Annotated in this window: 26 protein-coding genes and 2 pseudogenes; 20 read left to right on the forward strand and 8 right to left on the reverse strand. The window is 64.5% G+C overall.

Going from position 1 to position 17975, the window contains the following annotated elements; translation table 11 throughout:
• Positions 1 to 90 precede the first annotated feature (90 nt).
• Together EP007_RS06295 and EP007_RS06300 are read right to left on the reverse strand one after the other, a co-directional pair.
• Entirely contained in the window at positions 91 to 735 is a 645-nt protein-coding gene (locus EP007_RS06295) for an HD domain-containing protein (RefSeq protein WP_128476836.1), read from the reverse strand.
• Positions 736 to 1184: 449 nt separating this feature from the next.
• Positions 1185 to 2423, reverse strand: a complete 1239-nt coding sequence (locus EP007_RS06300; RefSeq protein WP_368408100.1) for an aminotransferase class V-fold PLP-dependent enzyme — start codon at positions 2421 to 2423, stop codon at positions 1185 to 1187.
• 184 nt (positions 2424 to 2607) lie between these two features.
• Between EP007_RS06300 and EP007_RS06305 the strand changes: the two genes are divergently transcribed.
• Positions 2608 to 2832 (forward strand): hypothetical protein, encoded by a 225-nt coding sequence (locus tag EP007_RS06305; RefSeq protein WP_128476838.1) that lies wholly within the window; start codon positions 2608 to 2610, stop codon positions 2830 to 2832.
• Here the strand turns inward: EP007_RS06305 and EP007_RS06310 are convergent, their stop codons facing one another.
• The 3 genes from EP007_RS06310 to EP007_RS06320 form a co-directional block, all read right to left on the reverse strand.
• Positions 2833 to 3123, reverse strand: a complete 291-nt coding sequence (locus EP007_RS06310) for a DUF424 domain-containing protein (protein WP_128476839.1) — start codon at positions 3121 to 3123, stop codon at positions 2833 to 2835.
• A complete protein-coding gene (locus tag EP007_RS06315; protein ID WP_128476840.1) occupies positions 3120 to 3875 on the reverse strand; it encodes a tetratricopeptide repeat protein in 756 nt (251 codons plus the stop codon). Before EP007_RS06315 ends, EP007_RS06310 begins: the two co-directional genes overlap by 4 nt.
• A 108-nt stretch (positions 3876 to 3983) precedes the next feature.
• Complete coding sequence (locus EP007_RS06320; RefSeq protein WP_128476841.1) at positions 3984 to 4313, reverse strand: YbjQ family protein; 330 nt, start codon at positions 4311 to 4313, stop codon at positions 3984 to 3986.
• Positions 4314 to 4463: 150 nt separating this feature from the next.
• Here EP007_RS06320 and thpR point away from each other — a divergent pair, with 150 nt between their 5' ends.
• From thpR to EP007_RS06340, 4 genes are all read left to right on the forward strand, one after another.
• Positions 4464 to 5021, forward strand: a complete 558-nt coding sequence (gene thpR, locus EP007_RS06325) for an RNA 2',3'-cyclic phosphodiesterase (protein ID WP_128476842.1) — start codon at positions 4464 to 4466, stop codon at positions 5019 to 5021.
• Between the two features lie 106 nt (positions 5022 to 5127).
• On the forward strand, positions 5128 to 5280 hold the full coding sequence (locus EP007_RS06330) for a 50S ribosomal protein L39e (RefSeq protein ID WP_128476843.1): 153 nt from the start codon (positions 5128 to 5130) through the stop codon (positions 5278 to 5280).
• A complete protein-coding gene (locus EP007_RS06335; protein ID WP_128476844.1) occupies positions 5280 to 5558 on the forward strand; it encodes a 50S ribosomal protein L31e in 279 nt (92 codons plus the stop codon). Before EP007_RS06330 ends, EP007_RS06335 begins: the two co-directional genes overlap by 1 nt.
• A gap of 4 nt (positions 5559 to 5562) precedes the next feature.
• Positions 5563 to 6228: a translation initiation factor IF-6 gene (locus EP007_RS06340; RefSeq protein ID WP_128476845.1), complete on the forward strand. Its 666-nt coding sequence runs from the start codon at positions 5563 to 5565 to the stop codon at positions 6226 to 6228.
• A gap of 4 nt (positions 6229 to 6232) precedes the next feature.
• Here EP007_RS06340 and EP007_RS06345 read toward each other — a convergent pair whose 3' ends face one another.
• Together EP007_RS06345 and EP007_RS06350 are read right to left on the reverse strand one after the other, a co-directional pair.
• Positions 6233 to 6433: a helix-turn-helix domain-containing protein gene (locus tag EP007_RS06345; protein WP_128476846.1), complete on the reverse strand. Its 201-nt coding sequence runs from the start codon at positions 6431 to 6433 to the stop codon at positions 6233 to 6235.
• Between the two features lie 123 nt (positions 6434 to 6556).
• The gene (locus tag EP007_RS06350) at positions 6557 to 6736 is read right to left on the reverse strand and encodes a hypothetical protein (RefSeq protein WP_128476847.1); all 180 of its coding nucleotides are present in this window, start codon (positions 6734 to 6736) and stop codon (positions 6557 to 6559) included.
• Between the two features lie 248 nt (positions 6737 to 6984).
• Here EP007_RS06350 and EP007_RS06355 point away from each other — a divergent pair, with 248 nt between their 5' ends.
• The 13 genes and pseudogenes from EP007_RS06355 (at position 6985) to ftsY (ending at position 15618) form a co-directional block, all read left to right on the forward strand.
• Entirely contained in the window at positions 6985 to 7320 is a 336-nt protein-coding gene (locus EP007_RS06355; RefSeq protein ID WP_128476848.1) for a hypothetical protein, read from the forward strand.
• Positions 7321 to 7458: 138 nt separating this feature from the next.
• Entirely contained in the window at positions 7459 to 9234 is a 1776-nt protein-coding gene (locus EP007_RS06360) for a nitrite/sulfite reductase (protein WP_128476849.1), read from the forward strand.
• Complete coding sequence (locus tag EP007_RS06365) at positions 9235 to 9564, forward strand: DUF6360 family protein (RefSeq protein WP_128476850.1); 330 nt, start codon at positions 9235 to 9237, stop codon at positions 9562 to 9564. It begins immediately after the preceding gene.
• A pseudogene (locus EP007_RS18315) lies at positions 9557 to 10420 on the forward strand (CbiX/SirB N-terminal domain-containing protein); the annotation flags it as partial. The gene EP007_RS06365 and the pseudogene EP007_RS18315, both read left to right, overlap by 8 nt.
• Positions 10421 to 10477: 57 nt before the next feature.
• Positions 10478 to 10681: pseudogene (locus EP007_RS18320) on the forward strand (DR2241 family protein); the annotation flags it as partial.
• Positions 10682 to 10684: 3 nt separating this feature from the next.
• Entirely contained in the window at positions 10685 to 11161 is a 477-nt protein-coding gene (locus EP007_RS18325; RefSeq protein WP_394346048.1) for a hypothetical protein, read from the forward strand.
• Complete coding sequence (cobA, locus tag EP007_RS06375; protein WP_128476852.1) at positions 11158 to 12012, forward strand: uroporphyrinogen-III C-methyltransferase; 855 nt, start codon at positions 11158 to 11160, stop codon at positions 12010 to 12012. The genes EP007_RS18325 and cobA overlap by 4 nt, the downstream gene beginning before the upstream one ends.
• Positions 12009 to 13136 (forward strand): anthranilate phosphoribosyltransferase, encoded by a 1128-nt coding sequence (locus EP007_RS06380; protein WP_243700456.1) that lies wholly within the window; start codon positions 12009 to 12011, stop codon positions 13134 to 13136. The genes cobA and EP007_RS06380 overlap by 4 nt, the downstream gene beginning before the upstream one ends.
• A gap of 81 nt (positions 13137 to 13217) precedes the next feature.
• On the forward strand, positions 13218 to 13400 hold the full coding sequence (locus EP007_RS06385) for a hypothetical protein (RefSeq protein ID WP_128476853.1): 183 nt from the start codon (positions 13218 to 13220) through the stop codon (positions 13398 to 13400).
• 44 nt (positions 13401 to 13444) lie between these two features.
• Positions 13445 to 13807, forward strand: coding sequence for an arsenate-mycothiol transferase ArsC (locus tag EP007_RS06390; RefSeq protein ID WP_128478524.1), 363 nt, complete (start codon positions 13445 to 13447; stop codon positions 13805 to 13807).
• 60 nt (positions 13808 to 13867) lie between these two features.
• Positions 13868 to 14044: a 50S ribosomal protein L18Ae gene (gene rpl18a / locus EP007_RS06395; protein WP_128476854.1), complete on the forward strand. Its 177-nt coding sequence runs from the start codon at positions 13868 to 13870 to the stop codon at positions 14042 to 14044.
• Positions 14044 to 14505, forward strand: coding sequence for a prefoldin subunit alpha (gene pfdA, locus EP007_RS06400; protein ID WP_128478525.1), 462 nt, complete (start codon positions 14044 to 14046; stop codon positions 14503 to 14505). Before rpl18a ends, pfdA begins: the two co-directional genes overlap by 1 nt.
• A gap of 6 nt (positions 14506 to 14511) precedes the next feature.
• Positions 14512 to 15618: a signal recognition particle-docking protein FtsY gene (gene ftsY / locus EP007_RS06405; RefSeq protein WP_128476855.1), complete on the forward strand. Its 1107-nt coding sequence runs from the start codon at positions 14512 to 14514 to the stop codon at positions 15616 to 15618.
• A 42-nt stretch (positions 15619 to 15660) separates the two neighbouring features.
• Here the strand turns inward: ftsY and EP007_RS06410 are convergent, their stop codons facing one another.
• Positions 15661 to 15894: a hypothetical protein gene (locus EP007_RS06410; protein WP_166035464.1), complete on the reverse strand. Its 234-nt coding sequence runs from the start codon at positions 15892 to 15894 to the stop codon at positions 15661 to 15663.
• Positions 15895 to 16314: 420 nt separating this feature from the next.
• Here EP007_RS06410 and EP007_RS18135 point away from each other — a divergent pair, with 420 nt between their 5' ends.
• Together EP007_RS18135 and EP007_RS06415 are read left to right on the forward strand one after the other, a co-directional pair.
• Entirely contained in the window at positions 16315 to 16437 is a 123-nt protein-coding gene (locus tag EP007_RS18135; RefSeq protein WP_281062939.1) for a hypothetical protein, read from the forward strand.
• A 121-nt stretch (positions 16438 to 16558) separates the two neighbouring features.
• Entirely contained in the window at positions 16559 to 17956 is a 1398-nt protein-coding gene (locus tag EP007_RS06415; RefSeq protein ID WP_128476857.1) for a signal recognition particle protein Srp54, read from the forward strand.
• Positions 17957 to 17975 lie beyond the last annotated feature (19 nt).

A 17975-nucleotide genomic window follows, 5' to 3' on the forward strand; every position in this document is an offset into this window, starting at 1 on the left:
TATCTAATTAATATAATATTATCTATCCTTATGTTGGTTTTTATACCAAATAATTTAAACCTAAATCACCAGGTCAACTGCAGAGCGTCCTCACCGCTTGCCCATCGCCTCGCGGTCAAGTCGCTCCGCGAACTCGGCGACGTAGGCGTGGCGCTCGTCGGCTACCTCTCGGCCAGCGTCGGTGTACATCCGGTCGCGGAGCGAGAGGATTTTCTCGTGGAGGTGGTTGAACTGGGTCGCTCCGGCGGACGAATCGTCCGCCTCGGGCGGGAGGTCCGGGTCGTGGATGGGTTGGCCGAGTTCGCCGCCGTAACTGAACGTGCGTGCGATGCCGACCGCACCGAGCGCGTCCAAGTTGTCGGCGTCCGAGAGAATCTCGGCCTCTCGCGTCTCCGGTTCCACGTCGTTGGAGTAGCGGTGCGCCCGGATGCAGTGTTGGACCGCCTCGACGGTGTCGTCGTCCGCGCCGAGGTCCCCGAGAATGTCGGCGGCCTCCCTCGCGCCCCACTCGGCGTGGTCCTCGATTTCGCCGCGGTCCTCCTTCGTCCGGCCAACGTCGTGAAGCCAGACAGCGGCGAAGAGTACGTCCTCGTTCACGGCCTCTGCTCCGCTCTCTTTGTCCGACTCAACGAGCGTCTCGGCGAGTCTGGCGACTCGCCGGACGTGGTGCCAGTCGTGGGCGGGGGACGCGCCCTCGAAGTAGGGTTCGGCGCGCTCGCGTACCTCGTCGTGCATACCCCATCCAGAGACGAGCGAGAGAAAAAACGCCCGACTCCTCGCCGGGTGTGAAGAGAGTAACCGCTTCCGGAGTCGTTCTGTCGGTCCGTTGCTGCCGGTTAGTGTCTGTTTAATAGGATTTAAATCCAGGTTCTGTGAAATATCCAGTGATTGCGACGTAGGAAAATACAGCTAGAAGCGCTCCGAGAAGAAGCAGAGAGATACCCGCTTTAGTGTGCTTAGGATTTGAAGCGATGTACCAGCGACCACCTTGGTAGAAAAGATAAATCGTAACGGCTGGTGAAACAGGCGGAAAATAGAAACAACAACCAATTGCTAACACTCCAATAGCTACTCCCTTCGTGACTGGGTCGTCGATATTAATTGTATCCAACATGAAGTAGAGTTCCGTCTCTACCCCACTATTATTTTTGTGTTGTTCCAACCCCAATAGCGATTCTACGCGATCAGGCGAACAACTGCCGTGCGCTGTCGATGGCGTCCATCAGCGCGTCGATTTCGTCGGTCGTGTTGTAGAGGTAGAACGACGCTCGCGCGGAGGCGGCCACGCCGAGTTTGTCGTGAAGCGGTTGGGTGCAGTGGTCGCCCGCCCGGATGGCGACGGCGTGGTCGTTCATAATGGACGCGAGGTCGTGGGCGTGGACCGAATCGAGGTTGAACGAGACCAGTCCGCCGCGGTCGGTCGGGTCCGTCGGGCCGTAGATGTCGATGTCGTCGAACTCGGCCATCTGGTCGAGCGCGTACTCGGCCAGCGTCTCCTCGTGGTTCTGAATCGCGCTCATTCCGATGTCGTCCAGATACTCGACGGCCTCGGCGAAGCCGATGCCCTGCGCGATGAGCGGCGTTCCGGGTTCGAACTTCCACGGCAGGTCGTGCCACGTCGAGTCCTCGAACTCGACCTTTTCGATCATGCCGCCGCCGTACTGGAACGGCTCCATCGCTTCCAGAATTTCGCGCTTGCCGTAGAGACCGCCGATGCCGGTCGGTCCGGCCATCTTGTGAGCAGAGAAGGCGTAGAAGTCAGCGTCGATATCTTTCACGTCAACCGGGCGGTTGGGCACCGATTGGGCACCGTCCACGAAGATATAGGAATCGTGGTCGTGGGCGATGTCCGCGAGTTCCGAGACCGGGTTGACGGTCCCGAGCGTGTTCGAGACGTGGACGACGCTGACCATTTCGGTGTCGTCGGTGATGAGGTCCGCGGCGGCGTCCATGTCGAGGTACCCCTCCTCGGTGACGGGGATGTACTTCACGTCCGCGCCGGTGCGCTTGCCGATTTGTTGCCACGTCACCAGCGAGGCGTGGTGTTCCATCTCGGTCAGGACGATTTCGTCGCCCGGCCCGAGTTCGTTCAGTCCCCACGCGTAAGCCACCAAGTTCTCGGCCTCGGTAGTGTTTTTCGTGAACACCATCTCCTCGCGGCCGTCGGCCCCGACGAACTCCGCCACCGTGTCGTGGGCCTCCTCGTAGGCGATGGAGGCCTCTTGGCTCAGGTGGTGGATGCCGCGGTGGACGTTCGCGTTGTTCGTCCGGTAGTAGTCCGAGATGACGTCGATAACCTGATTCGGCGTCTGACTCGTCGCGCCGTTGTCGAGATAGACGAGTTGATCGCCGTCGAACTCCCGCTGTAGGATGGGGAAGTCCTCCCGAATGCGCGCCACGTCGAGCGCGTCCGATTGTTGCAGTCCCATTGGACAAAGGTAGGGGTTCGAGCAAGAACATTCCTTCGGTCCCGGCGACGTTCCGCAACCGGAATCGGTTTCGTGAGCGGCCGAGCGTCCGGGGGAGAAACCGAATCCAGCGCGCGCCACCGGAGGGCACGACCGCCCGCGGGAACGGGATTAAAAGCCTGCGACCCGATGACACCGTATGGTCTCGAAACGACGACTCGGTGCGAGTCTGCTTTTGCTCGGTCTCGCGTTCGTCGGCGCGGCCCACGCGGTTCTGGCGGTTGCCTACGACACGGGGTTGGCCTCCGTCGGTGCGGGCGTGACGGGCGTCGCCGTGCTGTCGCTGATGGTCGTCAACTTCCCGGCGCTCGGCGAAGGAAGCGGCGACGGTAGAGATGGTGAAAATGACGAGACTGCAAAATAGCTACATCCGGACGAACTGCGCGTGGCGCGTCGATTCCACGTCGAGGACGTTCTCCTCGTCCACGAATCCCTCCCGAATCGCCAGTTCGACCGCCTCGGTCCCCACGAGATTCGCCACGGAGGCGCGGGCGAGACTGTCCACGACGGCCTGCTCGTCTGCTTCCTCGCCGCCGTAGAACTCCTCGGTGACGGTCATCGAGACGCCGTCGTCCTCAAAGGTCTCGCCGAGTACGTCGTCGTCGCAGACGGCCACGAGCAGGCCCTCGTCGGTTCGGCGCTCGTTCAGTATCATCGCTCCTGGCGCTGTGCCTGCTCCTCGTCGATGAGTTCCTGCTCGGCCTGCTCGCGCAACTCCTCGGCCTCCTCGGCGATTTCCTCGGCCTCGTCGTACTGGCCGAGTTCTTCGAGGGCGCGGGCCTTCTCGTCCAGCACCTGCGAGTTCCGCAGGCCGAGGCGAATGGCGTTTTCGAGGCTGTTCAGCGCGTCCTCGGCGAGACCGCGTTCGAGCAGGAAGAACCCGCGGTTGAACCACGCCTCGGCGAATCGCTCGTCGATTTCGACCGCCTTCTCGGCGTGTTCGAGCGCCTGCTCGCTCTGGCCCGCCTCCCAGAGCGCGAAGGCCAGATTCGTCTCGGCGGTGGCGGCGTGTTCGCTCTCCTCGTCGATGCGAATCGCTTCGCGGTAGTCACCGATAGCGGCGTCCCACTCGTCGAGTTCGGCGTGGGCCGCGCCCTTGTTCGTCCACGCCTCCTGTTCGAGCTTGCTGTCGTCGGGCGCGAACTGGGCGGCGCGCTCGAAAGTGTCGGCGGCCTGCTCGAAGCGATTGATTTTCATGTAGCTCAGGCCCACGTCCACGAGTTCTTCCACGTCTACCTCGTCGGCGGGGACGCTTTGGTCGTCCAGCAGGTCGGCGACGACGCGCGAGTCCACCGGGTCCACCTTGTCGGGGTCCACGTCGAGTTCGGGCGGGTCGAGGTCGAACCCCTCGTAGGGGTCGTCGAACCGGTCGTCCTCGGAGAAGTTGTGGTCCTCGGGGTCAGTCATGTCTCGGTCTTTGGCGTTCGGCGGGGTTAAGAACTACGCTATCGATATTCGGGGGATAGTCGTTTCCGTCGAGAAATCGGGGCAGGACCCTGTCAGTGGGACCGTCGGCTACTCACTTCGCGTCCGAACCGCGGTGCCCGAGAGGTTGACCCACAGCATGCCCTCGGCCATCTCCTCGTAGTCGAACGACGCGCCGACGACGGCGTCAGCACCCAACTCCTCGGCGTCCGCCCGGAGGTCCTTGATGGCCTCCTCGCGGCCCGTCTCTATCTTCTTCTCGTAGGAGTCGCTTCGGCCGCCGACCACGTCGCGGATGCCCGCCGCGATGTCGCTGACAACGTTCGCTCCGATGACCGCTTCGCCCGAGACGACGCCGAGATACTCCGATACTTCGCGTCCGTCAAGCCCGTCCGTCGTCGTGATAGTGATGTCTGTCATACGAATTGATGTTAGACGGACGAGGAGATAAATTCGCCGTGAGAACAGAAAGCACGGACCACTGAGAAGGCAAAGGAGGCTGTCCGACCGACGGAGCGCCCGCTACGCTGACCACCCATCTTCAAGCCCTCGGCCGACCAGTAGACAACCATGCGACTGTTCGTCAGCATCGACCTCCCCGACGAATTCACCGCGGACATCGAGACCGTCCAAGACGAGTTCGCGGACGCCTCGGGCCTCAGCTTCACCGACCCCGAACAGGCCCACGTCACGCTCAAGTTCCTCGGCGACGTGAATGGCGGCGAACTCCCGCGGGTGAAAAACGCGCTTCGGCGCGCAATCGAGAAGGCCGAGGTCGAACCGTTCGAGGCGACCTACGAGGGACTGGGCGTTTTTCCCGACCTCGGATACATTCAGGTCCTCTGGCTCGGCGTCGGCGACGGGAGCGAAGAGATGACGGCGCTCCACGAGGCCACCGAGCGCGAGGTGACGCGGCTCGGGTTCGACCCGGAGGACCACGACTTCACGCCCCACGTCACCCTCGCGCGGATGGAACACGCGGGCGGCAAGGAACTCGTCCAAGAGAACGTCGAGCAACTGGACCCGACCGTGGGGACGACCGAGGTGCCCGAGATTCGGCTGACCGAGAGCGTCCTAACCGACGACGGCCCGGAATACTCGACCGTCGAGTCGTTCGCGCTGGAGTGACCGCCAAGCGTACTTTCGGCGGGTGAGTCGTCGGTCACGGACCGACGACGCCGACCGGCCCCAAAGCAACACGATTTTAAGCTACGACGGGGAAGAGCATGGTACCATGAGTAAGAAATCGAAGGCGAAGAAAAAGCGCCTGTCCAAGCTCGACCGGCAGAACAGCCGCGTTCCCGCGTGGGTCATCATGAAGACCGACCGCGAGACCCAGCGCAACCCCAAGCGCCGAAACTGGCGGCGTAACGACACCGACGAATAATGAGTGCCAACGACTTCGAGGAGCGCGTTATCACTGTCCCGCTCCGCGACGCCAAGGCCGCGGCGAAGCACGAACGCGCCGACAAGGCGATGACGCTCGTCCGCGACCATCTCGCACAGCATTTCAAAGTAGACGACGACGAAGTCCGCCTCGACCCCTCGATCAACGAGGAAGTCTGGTCGCGCGGTCGCAAGAAGCCCCCGAGCAAGCTTCGCGTCCGCGCCGCCCGATTCGAGGAAGAGGGCGAGACGGTCGTCGAAGCGGAACACGCCGAGTAGAGCGTTGCTCCGCGCCGCTTTCGTCGGGTCGTCGTACGTCGGCGTTTTCGCTCGCGCCACTGACGAGTATCTGCTAGTTCGCCCCGACATAGACGACGAGATGATTGCCGACGCGAGCGACGAACTCGATGTAGACGCTATCGAGACCACGGTCGGCGGCTCTGCGACCGTCGGCGCGCTGGCGGTCGGCAACGAGAACGGCCTGCTGGTCAGCAGTCGCGCCACCGACCGCGAGTGCGACCGCATCGCTGAGACCGCGGACGTGGACGTAACCCAACTGCCGGGGAAAATCAACGCCGCGGGGAACGTCGTCCTCGCCAACGACAACGGCGCATACGTCCATCCGGACCTCTCGCGGAACGCGGTCCAAGCCGTCAAGGACGCGTTGGAGGTCGATGTGGAACGCGGCGAACTCGCCGACGTTCGGACGGTCGGCACCGCCGCAGTCGCCACGAACCACGGCGTCCTCTGTCACCCGAAGACGACCGACGCCCAACTCGACCGACTGGAGGACCTACTGGACGTGCCCGCCGACATCGGCACTATCAACTACGGTGCGCCGCTGGTCGGGTCGGGCCTGCTCGCCAACGAACACGGCTACGTCGTCGGACAGGAGACGACCGGGCCGGAGTTGGGCCGCATCGAGCAATCTCTGGGTTACATCGAGTAGCGTCTTACTCGGTGTGCCAGAGGAGATGAGCGCCGATTTTTTTGCTTTCGACTACGCCGTCTTCTTCAAGTCTATTCAGGTGGTAGTACGCGGACCGATACTCGCGTCCGACCTCCTCAGCGACGTTCATCGTCGTTGCTAAGTCTACCGTTTCGATTGCGCTCACGAACTCGCTCGCCGAAGTCTCTTGCTGTCGAGTAGTCACGTCTCGTGCTTCTGGCGGGGAAGATATAACGTACCATTAAATTTATCTTTAACGGTCGGGTCGGGCGTAGAACCGGTCTCGTGGCTTCGACCACGTAATCACTGGCTACACGCTTTCGATGCGCTACTCCTCGTCAGATTCGTCATCCTCGCCGTCCCTGCGGCGCTCGCTCAGGTGTTCCCAGATTTCCGTACATCCCACACCGTCTTTCACGTCCGTCAGGTGGTCTCGTTCTACGTCGGCGTCCCCGTCGGCCGACTCCTCGCCCGCGGACTGCTCGTCGAGTGTTTCCTCGGTGGTCATTGATACCAGATAAGGAGACGAACCGAATAAACCCGCGCTCAGGCGTAATCGCTACCGATGCTCTCGCTCGGAGGCGGTTCTTTCCGGTACCCGCGACGGCCGTCGGTCAGCACGAATAATCAGGAGAGCCTTCGAGCCGCCGGTTCGGGATAGTTTCGGCGTCGGGGAGCCGTCAACAAATTGCGTGACACTCGGCAACAGTCGCGGGCGACGACACGCTTACTCGCCGGGTCGCCCTCCACGGGAGCATGGTCGTCTCTATCCACCAGTTGGACGACGGCGCGTGGCTGAGCGTCAACGACTCGCGGTCGGTCCCGGTGAGCGAACTCTGGTTGCTCGCGCGCCACGACTTCTGCGACTGCGACCTCGCCGATTTCCTCGCGGAGGGGTTCGTGGAAATCGGCGTCGATTGGCCCGACGTGGAGGGTCGCATCGCCGGGCAGTGCGTGCGCTGTGGCGCGAGCGGCGTCACCGGGTGGCTGGCGCTGGGTCGCGTCGAGCGCGAGACCGGGGAGTTCCGTCGAATCGACCCTTCTGGCGTCCACATCCCCGAGCGCCGGACCGAGTTGGCGACGCCGGAGTGACCGAGCGCACCCGACCGGCCGCCCTCGGAGACCGAATCGGGCGTCTCGAACACCGGCAACGCCCGCCGATTGGCGGGAGCCTCGGGCAAGTTTGACGGAGCAATCGCGCCTTTACAGCCCCCTCGCGTTGGCATTCCCATGCCGAGCAAAGTCGAAAGCTGGAAGGACGAACTCTACGGCGTCAACGTTCGGGACCACCTCGAACGCTTCGCCGACGAGGGGTGGGACGCCATCCCGGAGGACGAACACGACGCGTGGTTCGAGCGGTTCAAGTGGTGGGGCCTGTACCACCAGCGGAAGGGCCAAGAGAGCTACTTCATGATGCGGGTCGGCGTGCCGATGGGTCGCCTGACGCCCGAGCAGTTGCGCGTCGTCGGCGAAATCGCCCGCGAGTACGCGACCGGCCCGGTCGAGAATCCGGAGTTCGGCGACGCGTACGCCGACTTCACGACGCGCCAGTCGATTCAGCTCCACTGGATAACGGTCGAAGACGTGCCCGACATCTTCGAGAAGTTGGAGTCGGTCGGTCTCTCGACGATTCAGGCCTGCGGCGACTCGTGGCGCAACATCGTTGGCTCGCCGGTCGCAGGTCGGGACGCCGACGAACTGCTTGACGTGTGGCCAATCGTACAGGAGCTTCACGACGAGTTCAAGGGCAACGACCTCTACGAGAATCTGCCCCGCAAGTGGAAGGTCGCGGTGACGGGCGACACTCGCGGCGCGGGACAGGGCGACATCAACGACCTCGCGTTCGAACCGGCCGTTAAAACCGTCGAAGGCGAGGAAATCGAGGGCTTCAACGTCCGGGTCGGCGGCGGTCTCGCCCGGAAGGAACCCCGGTTCGCCCGCGACATCGACGTGTTCTGCCGCCCGGAGAACGCCAGCGAGGTCGCCGCGGGTCTCTCGGGGCTGTTCCGCGACTACGGCGACCGCGACGACCGCTTCAACGCCCGCATGAAGTTCCTCGTGGACGAGTGGGGCACCGAGAAGGTCCGCGAGACGCTTCAAGAAGAGTACGTCGAGTACGAACTCCCGACCGCGGGCGAGAACCTGCGCGAGCAGTACGACTACAACGCCGGACGCGCCGATTCGCCCGGCGACTACGTAGGCGTCCACGACCAGCACGACGGCGACAACTTCGTCGGTCTCTCGGTACTGGTCGGCCGGATGGCCGCCGAGGATGTCATCGAACTCGCCGACCTCGCCGAGTCGTACGGCTCGGAGATGATCGGCGTCACCCAGCGCCAGAACCTCATCGTCGGCGACATCGCCGACAACGACCTCGACGACTTCCTCGACGAACCGCTTCTCGACGACCACTCACCAGAACCCCATCCGTTCCTCCGGGGGTCCATCGCCTGCACCGGAACGGAATACTGCTCGCTCTCCATCGTGGAGACGAAGAATCGGATGGTCCGGTACGGCCGCTGGCTGAAGGAGAACGTGCCGGTTCCCGAGGGCGTCGAGGACTTCCACATCCACCTCTCGGGCTGTACGGCCTCCTGCGCACAGCCCCAAATCGCGGACATCTCCCTGCGCGGCATGAAGGCTCGCAAGGACGGCGAACCGGTCGAAGCCTTCGACGTTGGTCTCGGCGGTGGTCTCGGCGAGAACCCCGAGTTCGCCGACTGGGTGGAGATGCGCGTCCCCGCCGACGAGGTGCCGGGCTACATCCGGAATCTGTTGGCGACCTACGAGGAGGACCGCGAGGAGGGCGAGAGCTTCCGTGACTTCGTTCGGGACCGCGACGAGGACGAAATGCAGGCCCTCGCCGACCCCGAGGAGACCGACTACGAGGACCCCTACATGCACAACACGAAGATGACGTGGTACCCCTACGCCGATGAGGACGCGATGGCCGACTCGCCAGCGCCGACCGACGGGCAGGGAGCGCCGCTTTCGGGGGACGACTGAATGGCCGACCGCGTGCTGAAGGTCAACGCGTACACGACGCTTGACCTCGTGGACGCCCGCGTGGAGGGCCACGGTTTCGAGGAGTCGGCGTACGCCACGCTGAACGCGACCGCGGCCCGCAACGCCCCCGAGCGCGTCGAGTTGCAACTCGAACTCGACAACACGGACCTCGACGCGCTCCCGTCCCACGCCGACAGCGTGGCTCTCTCGCCCGAACAGGCCCGGACGCTCGCCGCCGACTTGGAGAAACACGCCGAGCGAGTCGAGCGAGCGCAGGCGAGTGCCGACGACAAGAGAGCCGAAAGCGGAACCACCGCCGACGATGACTGAGCAGGCGTTGATAATCGCGGGCCACGGCTCCCACCGGAATCCCGATTCGGCGACCCCGGTCCACCGGGCGGTCGCCGCGGCCCGCGATGACGGTTCCTTCGCCGAGGTCCGCCCGGCGTTCTGGAAGGAAGCGCCGTCGCTCCGCGAAGTCGTCCACACCGTAGACGCCGCGGAGGCCATCGTCGTTCCGCTGTTCGTCAGCGAGGGCTACTTCGTCGAGCAGGTCCTCCCCCGAGAGTTCGGTCTCGGCGAGGAGGACCGCGCCGGGGAAGGCGACGACGCGCCGACGCTGCGCTACGCCGACCCCATCGGCACCCATCCCGCGATGACCGAAGTTATCGCGGCGCGCGCTCGGCGAATGCTCGGCGGTGAGTCCGCCGACGCGTCGGCGGACGAGGCGGCCGCGTCGGCGGAAGACGCCGCGCTCGCCGTCGTCGGACACGGCACCGAGCGCAACCCGAACAGCGCGGACGCAGTGTACGACCACGTCGAGGCGCTCCGCGAGGGGAGCGAGTTCGCGGCGGTCGGCGCGCTGTTCATGGACGAAGCGCCCTACGTCGAGGACGTTCTCGACGAGTTCGACGCCGACGAAATCGCCGTCGTCCCGCTGTTCACCGCCGACGGGTTCCACACCCGCGACGAGATTCCGGAACTGCTCGGCCTGACCGACGACCCGAAGACGGGCTATCCCGTCCCCGGAACCGTCGAGGACCGCCGCATCTGGTACTCCTCGGCGGTCGGCACCGACCCGCTCGTCGTGGACGTGGTTCTCGAACGCGCCGCGGAGGCGGGCGGAAACGTGGACGCCTCCGCCACGCCGACCGACTCGCGCTTCGTCCGCGAGACGGCGGGCGAGGCCTTCGTCTCGTGGGTCGAAGGAATTCCCAACGCCCGCGTCTGGGGCGAACTCGCCGTCGGCATGGCCGACGGCGAGACCGAGGGCTACGACCTGCGCCACCGGAGCGACCGCGGCGTGCCCGAGGCGGACCTCGAATCGCGGTCCGTCGCCGACCTGCGCGAAGAGGTCCGGTACGCCGACGACGGACGATACCGGCCGTTCGCTGGCGAGGCGACGCTCCCGTCGGGATGGGTCGCCTCGGGTCTCGACCGCGGCGAGTTGTTGCAGGCCGTTTCGACCGTCTACCCCGCCGGAGTCGAACAGTGGGCCGCCGAGCGCGCTGGCGACCTCGACCCGGTTCCGTTCCGGGCGGTCGCCGACCGCCAGACTGGCATCTACGACTGTGTGAGCGACTGCTCGCGGGCGGAAGTGTCGGGAGCCGTCAAAGCGACCTGCGGCAACTGCGCGAAGCGGCGAGCGTGGGACGCCGAGGGCGAATCTCCGGAGAGTAAGTCCGGCGAAGAGACCGCGCTCCCCTGCCGAGAGCCGTGTTCGTTCCTCGTCGCCGCGGCCCGCGAGTTCCACCGCCACGAGGGAGACGCGAGCGACGACGAATCGAGCGGAGAGGCATCGACCGACGACCGACCGACCGAGAGCGACCCGTCCGTGCCTCGCGGCGACCTGACCGACCCGGCGAACGTCTACCGGGTTCGGTACCGCCGGGCGCGAGACGGCCAGACGGAGCGACCCGAACCATGAGCCACCCGAACCAAAACGCGACTACCGGCACCGTCTCCCTCGTCGGCGCGGGACCGGGCGACCCCGAACTGCTAACCGTCAAAGCCCGGCGACTGCTCGACGTGGCCGACACCGTCTTCCACGACAACCTCGTGGGCGACGCCCTCGTGGAAACGATTCCCGACTGCACGACCGTCGAGAACGTCGGCAAGCGACCCGGCGGCGAGCGGACGCCCCAAGCCGAAATCAACGATCTGCTCGTGCGCGAGGCGAAAGCGGGCCGCGACGTGGTGCGACTGAAGGGCGGCGACCCGACCACCTTCGGCCGGGGCGGCGAGGAGGCCGAATACCTCGCGCGCCACGGCGTCTCCTTCGAGTTCGTGCCGGGCGTGACCAGCGCGATTGCGGGACCGAGCGCCGCAGGCATCCCGGCGACCCACCGCGACCACGCCTCGGCGCTCGCGGTCGTCACGGGCCACGAGGACCCGACGAAGGAGGACAGCGCCATCGACTGGGACGCGCTGGCCGACATCGTGTCGGCAGGCGGAACTCTCGTCGTGCTGATGGGCGTGGGCCGACTCCCCGACAACGTCGCCGCGCTCGAAGACCGCGGCGTCGGCACGGAGACGCCGGTCGCTATGGTCGAGCGCGCGACGCTCCCGAGCGAGCGGACCGTGACCGGCACCCTCGACACCATCGTCGAGCGCGCCCGAGCGACGGACATCGAACCCCCGGCCGTCACCGTCGTCGGCGACGTGGTGAACGTCCGCGAAACGGTCGCGGACTGCCTCGGCGGGGCCGCGGGCGAGTTGGGTCCGGCGGTCGGCGTCGGGGGTCGCGCCGAGGAGGAAATCGAGGTGAACCAGCCGTGAGCGGCGAGCGAGTTCGGGATGGCGCGGTCGGTGCCGACGACGCCCCGGAAATCGACGGCGAGTGGCCGCTCCGCCGCCTCCTGACGGAAGGGGGTATCGGCTCCGGCCCGAAGACCGCCGACGACATGAGCTACGAGCAATCGCGCGAGGCGTTCGACCGCGTACTGGTCGGAAATCCGGACCCGGCCACGCTCGGCGCGTTCCTGCTGGCGAATCGCTGGAAGGAGAGTACCCCCGAGGAGTTGGCCGGGTTCGCCGACTCGATGCGCGAGCGGTCGGTCGTCTCGGCGACCCCCGACGCCGACCCAGTGGACTGCGGGGGCAACTACGACGGCAAGCAAAAGACCGCGGTGCTGGGCGTCGCTTCGGGACTGGTCGCGGCCGCGGCGGGGACGCCCGTGGTCGCCCACAGCGGGCCGTCGCTCCCCGCCAAGCACGGCACGACCTACGGCGACGTGCTGGCGGCGTTGGGCGTTCCGACCGACCTCGACCCCGCAGACAGCGCAGCGATGACCGACGAGGTGGGCTTCGGTTTCTACGCCCAGTCGCGGTTCAACCCGCTGGTCCACGACCTGCGGGAGACCCGCGAGTCAGTCGGCGTCCGGACCTCCATCAACACTGTCGAGACGCTGGCGAACCCGGCGAACGCCCCCGTTCACTTCGGGAGCTTCTACCACCTCTCGTACGCCGAGCGCATCGCGGGCACCGTCCGCGAGAGCACGGAACTGCCCTTCGAGCGCGTCGTGATGGCCCAAGGTATGGAGGGGTACGACGACGTGCGCCCCGGCACGACGCGAGTCGCCGAGTGGGCCGCCGAGTCGGGAACCGAAGGCGGTCGAATCGAGGACGACGAAGTCGAGACGGCGAACTTCGGCGTCGAGTTCGAGCGCGATGACCTCCGGGTCGAGGACCTGCCCGCCGACTCCGCGCGCGTCACCGAGGCGGTGCTTTCGGGCGAGCGCGACGGACCGTTCGCCGACGCGGTGGCGCTCAACGCTGGATTCCGAATCTACGCGGGCGGCGGCGCGGAATCGGTCGGCGCGGGCGTCGAGCGAGCGCGAGACGCCCTTGCCGACGGGAGCGCGGCGAAACGGCTCGACGCGCTCCGCGCGTTCGAGCCGTGAGCCGGTGGACAGCTACGTGCGTCTTTAACAGTTGTTCTGCGGTTTTAGACAATTATATAGTTAGTTTTACGTTGTTCAAAGATGGCTAAGAGCGACCGCGAATCGACGGCGGGGCGACGAGACGACGCGACGATTGTCGTCGTTTCTGAGACTGGAAAAAGAGCTAAGACGGTAGAAGAAAGACCACGATTCGTGCAACGAGACGCGGCCCAGCGACGAGTCGTCGCCACCAAAGCGGGCGACGACTCGGAGGTCGAAGCGTGACGAAAATCGCCTTCGTCTGCGTTCAAAACGCAGGGCGGAGTCAGATGGCGACCGCGTTCGCGGAACAGGAAAGAGCGGACCGCGAGACGGAGTCCGTCGAAATCGTCACCGGCGGCACCGACCCCGCCGACCACGTCCACGAGGAAGTGGTCGAAGTGATGGCCGAGCGCGACTTCGACCTCTCGGACCGGACGCCCCGCGAAGTGACCCGCGAGGAGTTGCATGACTGCGACTACGCCATCACGATGGGCTGTTCGGCCGAGGATGTCTGTCCCGCGACGTGGTCGGGCGAGAACCGCGATTGGGGGTTAGACGACCCGGACGGGCAGAGTCTCGACGCCGTGCGGGCGATTCGAGACGAAATCGAGGGGCGAGTGGCCGACCTCTTCGACGAACTCGCGGACTGAACTGGGACCTGTCGTCCCCGAGTAGGAAGATTCTTCCCTCCGCGTGTCCCAGATTGGCCCATGAGTGAGTTTACTGTACGCGGCAAGTTCCAAGCCAGAGACGGCTGGCAAGAGTTCGAGACGAGTGTCAACGCAGAGAACGAGAACGTCGCCGAGGAGCGCACCTACACCAACTTCGGCGGTCGTCACGGTCTGAAGCGGACGCAGGTCGAGATCGAGGAGGTCGAAGGACAATGATGGGCGGCGGCGGCAACCCCGAACTGCAGGAACTGTCCCAGCAGCTTCAGGAACTCGAAGAGCAACAGGAACAACTCGAAGGCGAAATCGAGGACCTCGAAGACGAGAAGGGCGACATCGACGAGGCCATCGAGACCATCGGCGCGCTGGACACCGGTTCCATCGTGCAGGTTCCCCTCGGCGGCGGCGCACACGTCCGCGCGGAAGTTCAGGACCTCGACGAAATCGTCGTGGAACTGGGCGGCGGCTACGCCGCCGAGCGCGACGAGGAGAACGCGGTCGAGACCCTCGAAAACAAGCAGGACACCCTCGACGAGCGCATTTCGGACCTCGAAGACGAAGTCAGCGAAGTCGAAGAGCAGAGTTCGGAACTGGAGCAGAAGGCCCAGCAACTCCAGCAACAGCAGATGCAACAGCAGATGCAGCAGATGCAGGGCGAGCAGAACGACGAGGACGAGTAATCGGCGATGTTCGACAGCCTGAAGGACAAACTCGGGAGTTTCCGGAAAGACGTAGAGGAGACAACCGAGGAGAAGGCCGAGGAAGCCGAGGCGGACGCGGACGCCGACGCGGAACCCGAAGCCCAACCCGAGACGACGGCCGACGCCGAGGCGCAGGCGGCGGCCGACCCTGAAACTGCGGAGTCCGAGGAGTCGTCGGACGACGAGTCCGACGCCTCGTCCGGCCGGAGCTTCGCGCAGAAGGCCAAGTCGTTCGCCAAAGGCGAAATCGTCATCGAAGAGCAGGACCTCGAAGACCCCCTCTGGGAGTTAGAGATGGCTCTGCTGGAGAGCGACGTGGAGATGAACGTCGCCAACGAGATTCTGGAGAACATCCGCGAGGACCTCGTGGGCGCGACGCGGTCGTTCAGCAGCGAGACTGCCGACGTGGTCGAGCAGGCGCTTCACGACTCCCTGCTGAAGGTCATCTCGGTCGGCCAGTTCGACTTCGACCAGCGAATCAGGGAGGCCGACAAGCCCGTCACCATCATCTTCACGGGCGTCAACGGCGTCGGCAAGACGACGACCATCGCAAAGCTCTCGAAGTATTTCGAGAAACAGGGTCTCTCGGCGGTGCTGGCCAATGGCGACACCTACCGCGCCGGGGCCAACGAGCAGATTCAGGAACACGCCGACAACCTCGACAAAAAGCTCATCTCCCACGAGCAGGGCGGCGACCCCGCGGCGGTCATCTACGACGCCGTGGAGTTCGCCGACTCGAACGACATCGACGTGGTGCTTGGCGACACCGCCGGTCGCCTGCACACCGACGAGGGCCTGATGGACCAGTTGGAAAAAATCGGGCGCGTCGTGGACCCGGACATGACCCTCTTCGTTGACGAGGCCGTGGCCGGGCAGGACGCGGTCCAGCGCGCCAAGCAGTTCAACGAAGCGGCGGAAATCGACGGCGCGGTGCTGACGAAGGCCGACGCCGACTCCCAAGGCGGCGCGGCCATCTCCATCGCCCACGTCACGGGCAAGCCCATCCTCTTCCTCGGTGTCGGACAGGGCTACGACCACATCGAGAAGTTCGAACCCGAGGAACTCGTCGAAAGTCTCCTCGGTGAGGAGTAGTTCGGCGAGCCATTTTTCGCGTCAGGTTCGGAATTGACCCGTTCAGCCGCGGTATCGCAACGCGACCACGACGTTCGCCACGGTGAGCGCCAGGGTCACGAGACCGAGCGTGAACAGTTCGACCGGGAGATTCCGAAAGAGGAGCCAGTAGGCCGTCAACAGAAGTCCGAGCGCGGCGACGATGTTGTATGGTTCGGCAGCCAGTTCGCTCGCCAGACTAGTCGTTCCGTCACTCGCGTCGCCTGCCACGCCGGTGCGCTCGCCCGTCGTTCCCACCGAGTTATCGCGTGTCTTGTTTAAATCGCGTGCCATACATTGAACTTATGCGGACGGGAGTCCCTGACGATACGTAATAAGGATACCGGCCGGTTCAACGGCGGAGTTGTCGCTGGACGAGGTACCGAATACCGTCGAAAACTGTGTGGAGAGGTTACTAGAAAGTCTCCGTAGAACGGAAAATCGCGCGGTGCTAGGACACCGCGCAACGATGATGTGGACTTCCTTCTGGGTGCGATGGCCGAAGTAGTCTCGGTCTCCGGCTACAGCGATTCGTATTCGTTCTACCCATATAGGATTTTTGGTTCGTGAACTCTTTTTACAACATTTAAGTAATATAGTCGAAATCCACATTCGCGCAACGCTAGGACGTTGCGCATGAGAAAAAACATGTTGTGGCTAGCCTCTTCGCTGGTAGCGATGGTCGTAGTCGGTGTTCTCAGTCTCCGGTTCGTGCCGAGACGCTGGGAAAGCGTAGACCTGAAGGTCAGGCCGTGGGGTCTGACCGTGTCGGCAGACAGCGACCCCGATAATCCCGAATAGGGCGAGGGGTCTCTGCCTTGGTCGGATTCCGAACGCGGTCGTCCTTGACTCGATAGCCGCCACTTCACTTGTAGCGGTAGAAAAAGGCTTTAACGCCCGCGCGGTCTATCCTACGGTAACAATGGTACTCGACGACTTGGGAAGTTCCCTCCGTGACTCCCTCGGCAAACTCAGCGGGCAGTCCCGCGTGACCGAGGAGGACGTGGAGGACATCGTCAAGGAGATTCAGCGGTCGCTCCTGCAGGCCGACGTGGAAGTCAGCCTCGTGATGGACCTCTCCGATTCCATCAAGGAGCGCGCGCTGGAGGAGGAGTCCCCGGCAGGCACCTCCGCTCGGGACCACGTCCTGAGCATCGTCTACGAGGAAATGGTCGCCCTCGTCGGCGATAGTACGGAAATTCCGCTGGAGAACCAGACCATCCTGCTCGCTGGCTTGCAGGGGTCGGGGAAGACGACCACGTCCGCGAAGATGGCGTGGTGGTTCGCCAAGAAGGGACTCCGACCGGCCATCGTCCAGACCGACACCTTCCGGCCCGGTGCGTACGACCAAGCCAAGGAGATGGCGAGTCGCGCCGAAGTGGACTTCTACGGCGACCCCGACTGTGAGGACCCCGTGGAAATCGCCCGGAAGGGCCTCGAAGCGACCAGCGAGGCCGACGTTCACATCGTGGACACCGCGGGTCGCCACGCGCTCGAAGACGACCTCATCGCCGAAATCGAGGAGATAGAGCGCGTCGTCGATCCCGACCGGAACCTGCTCGTCCTCGACGCCGCCATCGGACAGGGCGCGAAAGACCAAGCGAGCCAGTTCGACGACTCCATCGGCATCGACGGCGTCGCCATCACGAAACTCGACGGGACCGCGAAAGGTGGCGGTGCGCTGACCGCGGTCAACGAGACCGACTCCTCGATTGCCTTCCTCGGTACCGGTGAGGAAGTCCGGGACATCGAGCGCTTCGAGCCGTCGGGGTTCATCTCGCGCCTGCTCGGGATGGGCGATTTGAAGCAACTCACCGAGCGCGTCGAGCGCGCGATGGAGGAGACCCAGGAGGAAGAGGAGGACTGGGACCCCGAGGACATGCTCAAAGGCGAGTTCACCCTCAAAGACATGCGTCGCCAGATGCAGGCGATGAACAACATGGGACCGCTCGACCAAGTGATGGACATGATTCCGGGCATGGGCGGCGGCGGTCTGATGGACGAACTCCCCGACGACGCGATGGACGTGACCCAAGACCGGATGCGGAGCTTCGAGGTCATCATGGACTCGATGACCGAGTTGGAACTCGAAAATCCGCGCGCCATCGGCGCGAGTCAGGTCGAACGCATCGCCCGCGGGAGCGGGAAAGACGAGGAGCGCGTTCAGGAACTCCTCGAACAGCACAAGATGATGTCCCAGACGCTCAAGCAGTTCCAAGGCATGGGCCAAGGAAACATGGAGCGCATGATGAAGAAGATGCAGGGCGGTGGCGGCGGCGGTGGCGGCGGCATGGGCGGCATGGGTCCGTTCGGCGACTGACGACACACCGCTTTTTTGA

The sequence above is a fragment of the Halorussus pelagicus genome, from assembly GCF_004087835.1.
GTDB lineage: Archaea > Halobacteriota > Halobacteria > Halobacteriales > Haladaptataceae > Halorussus > Halorussus pelagicus.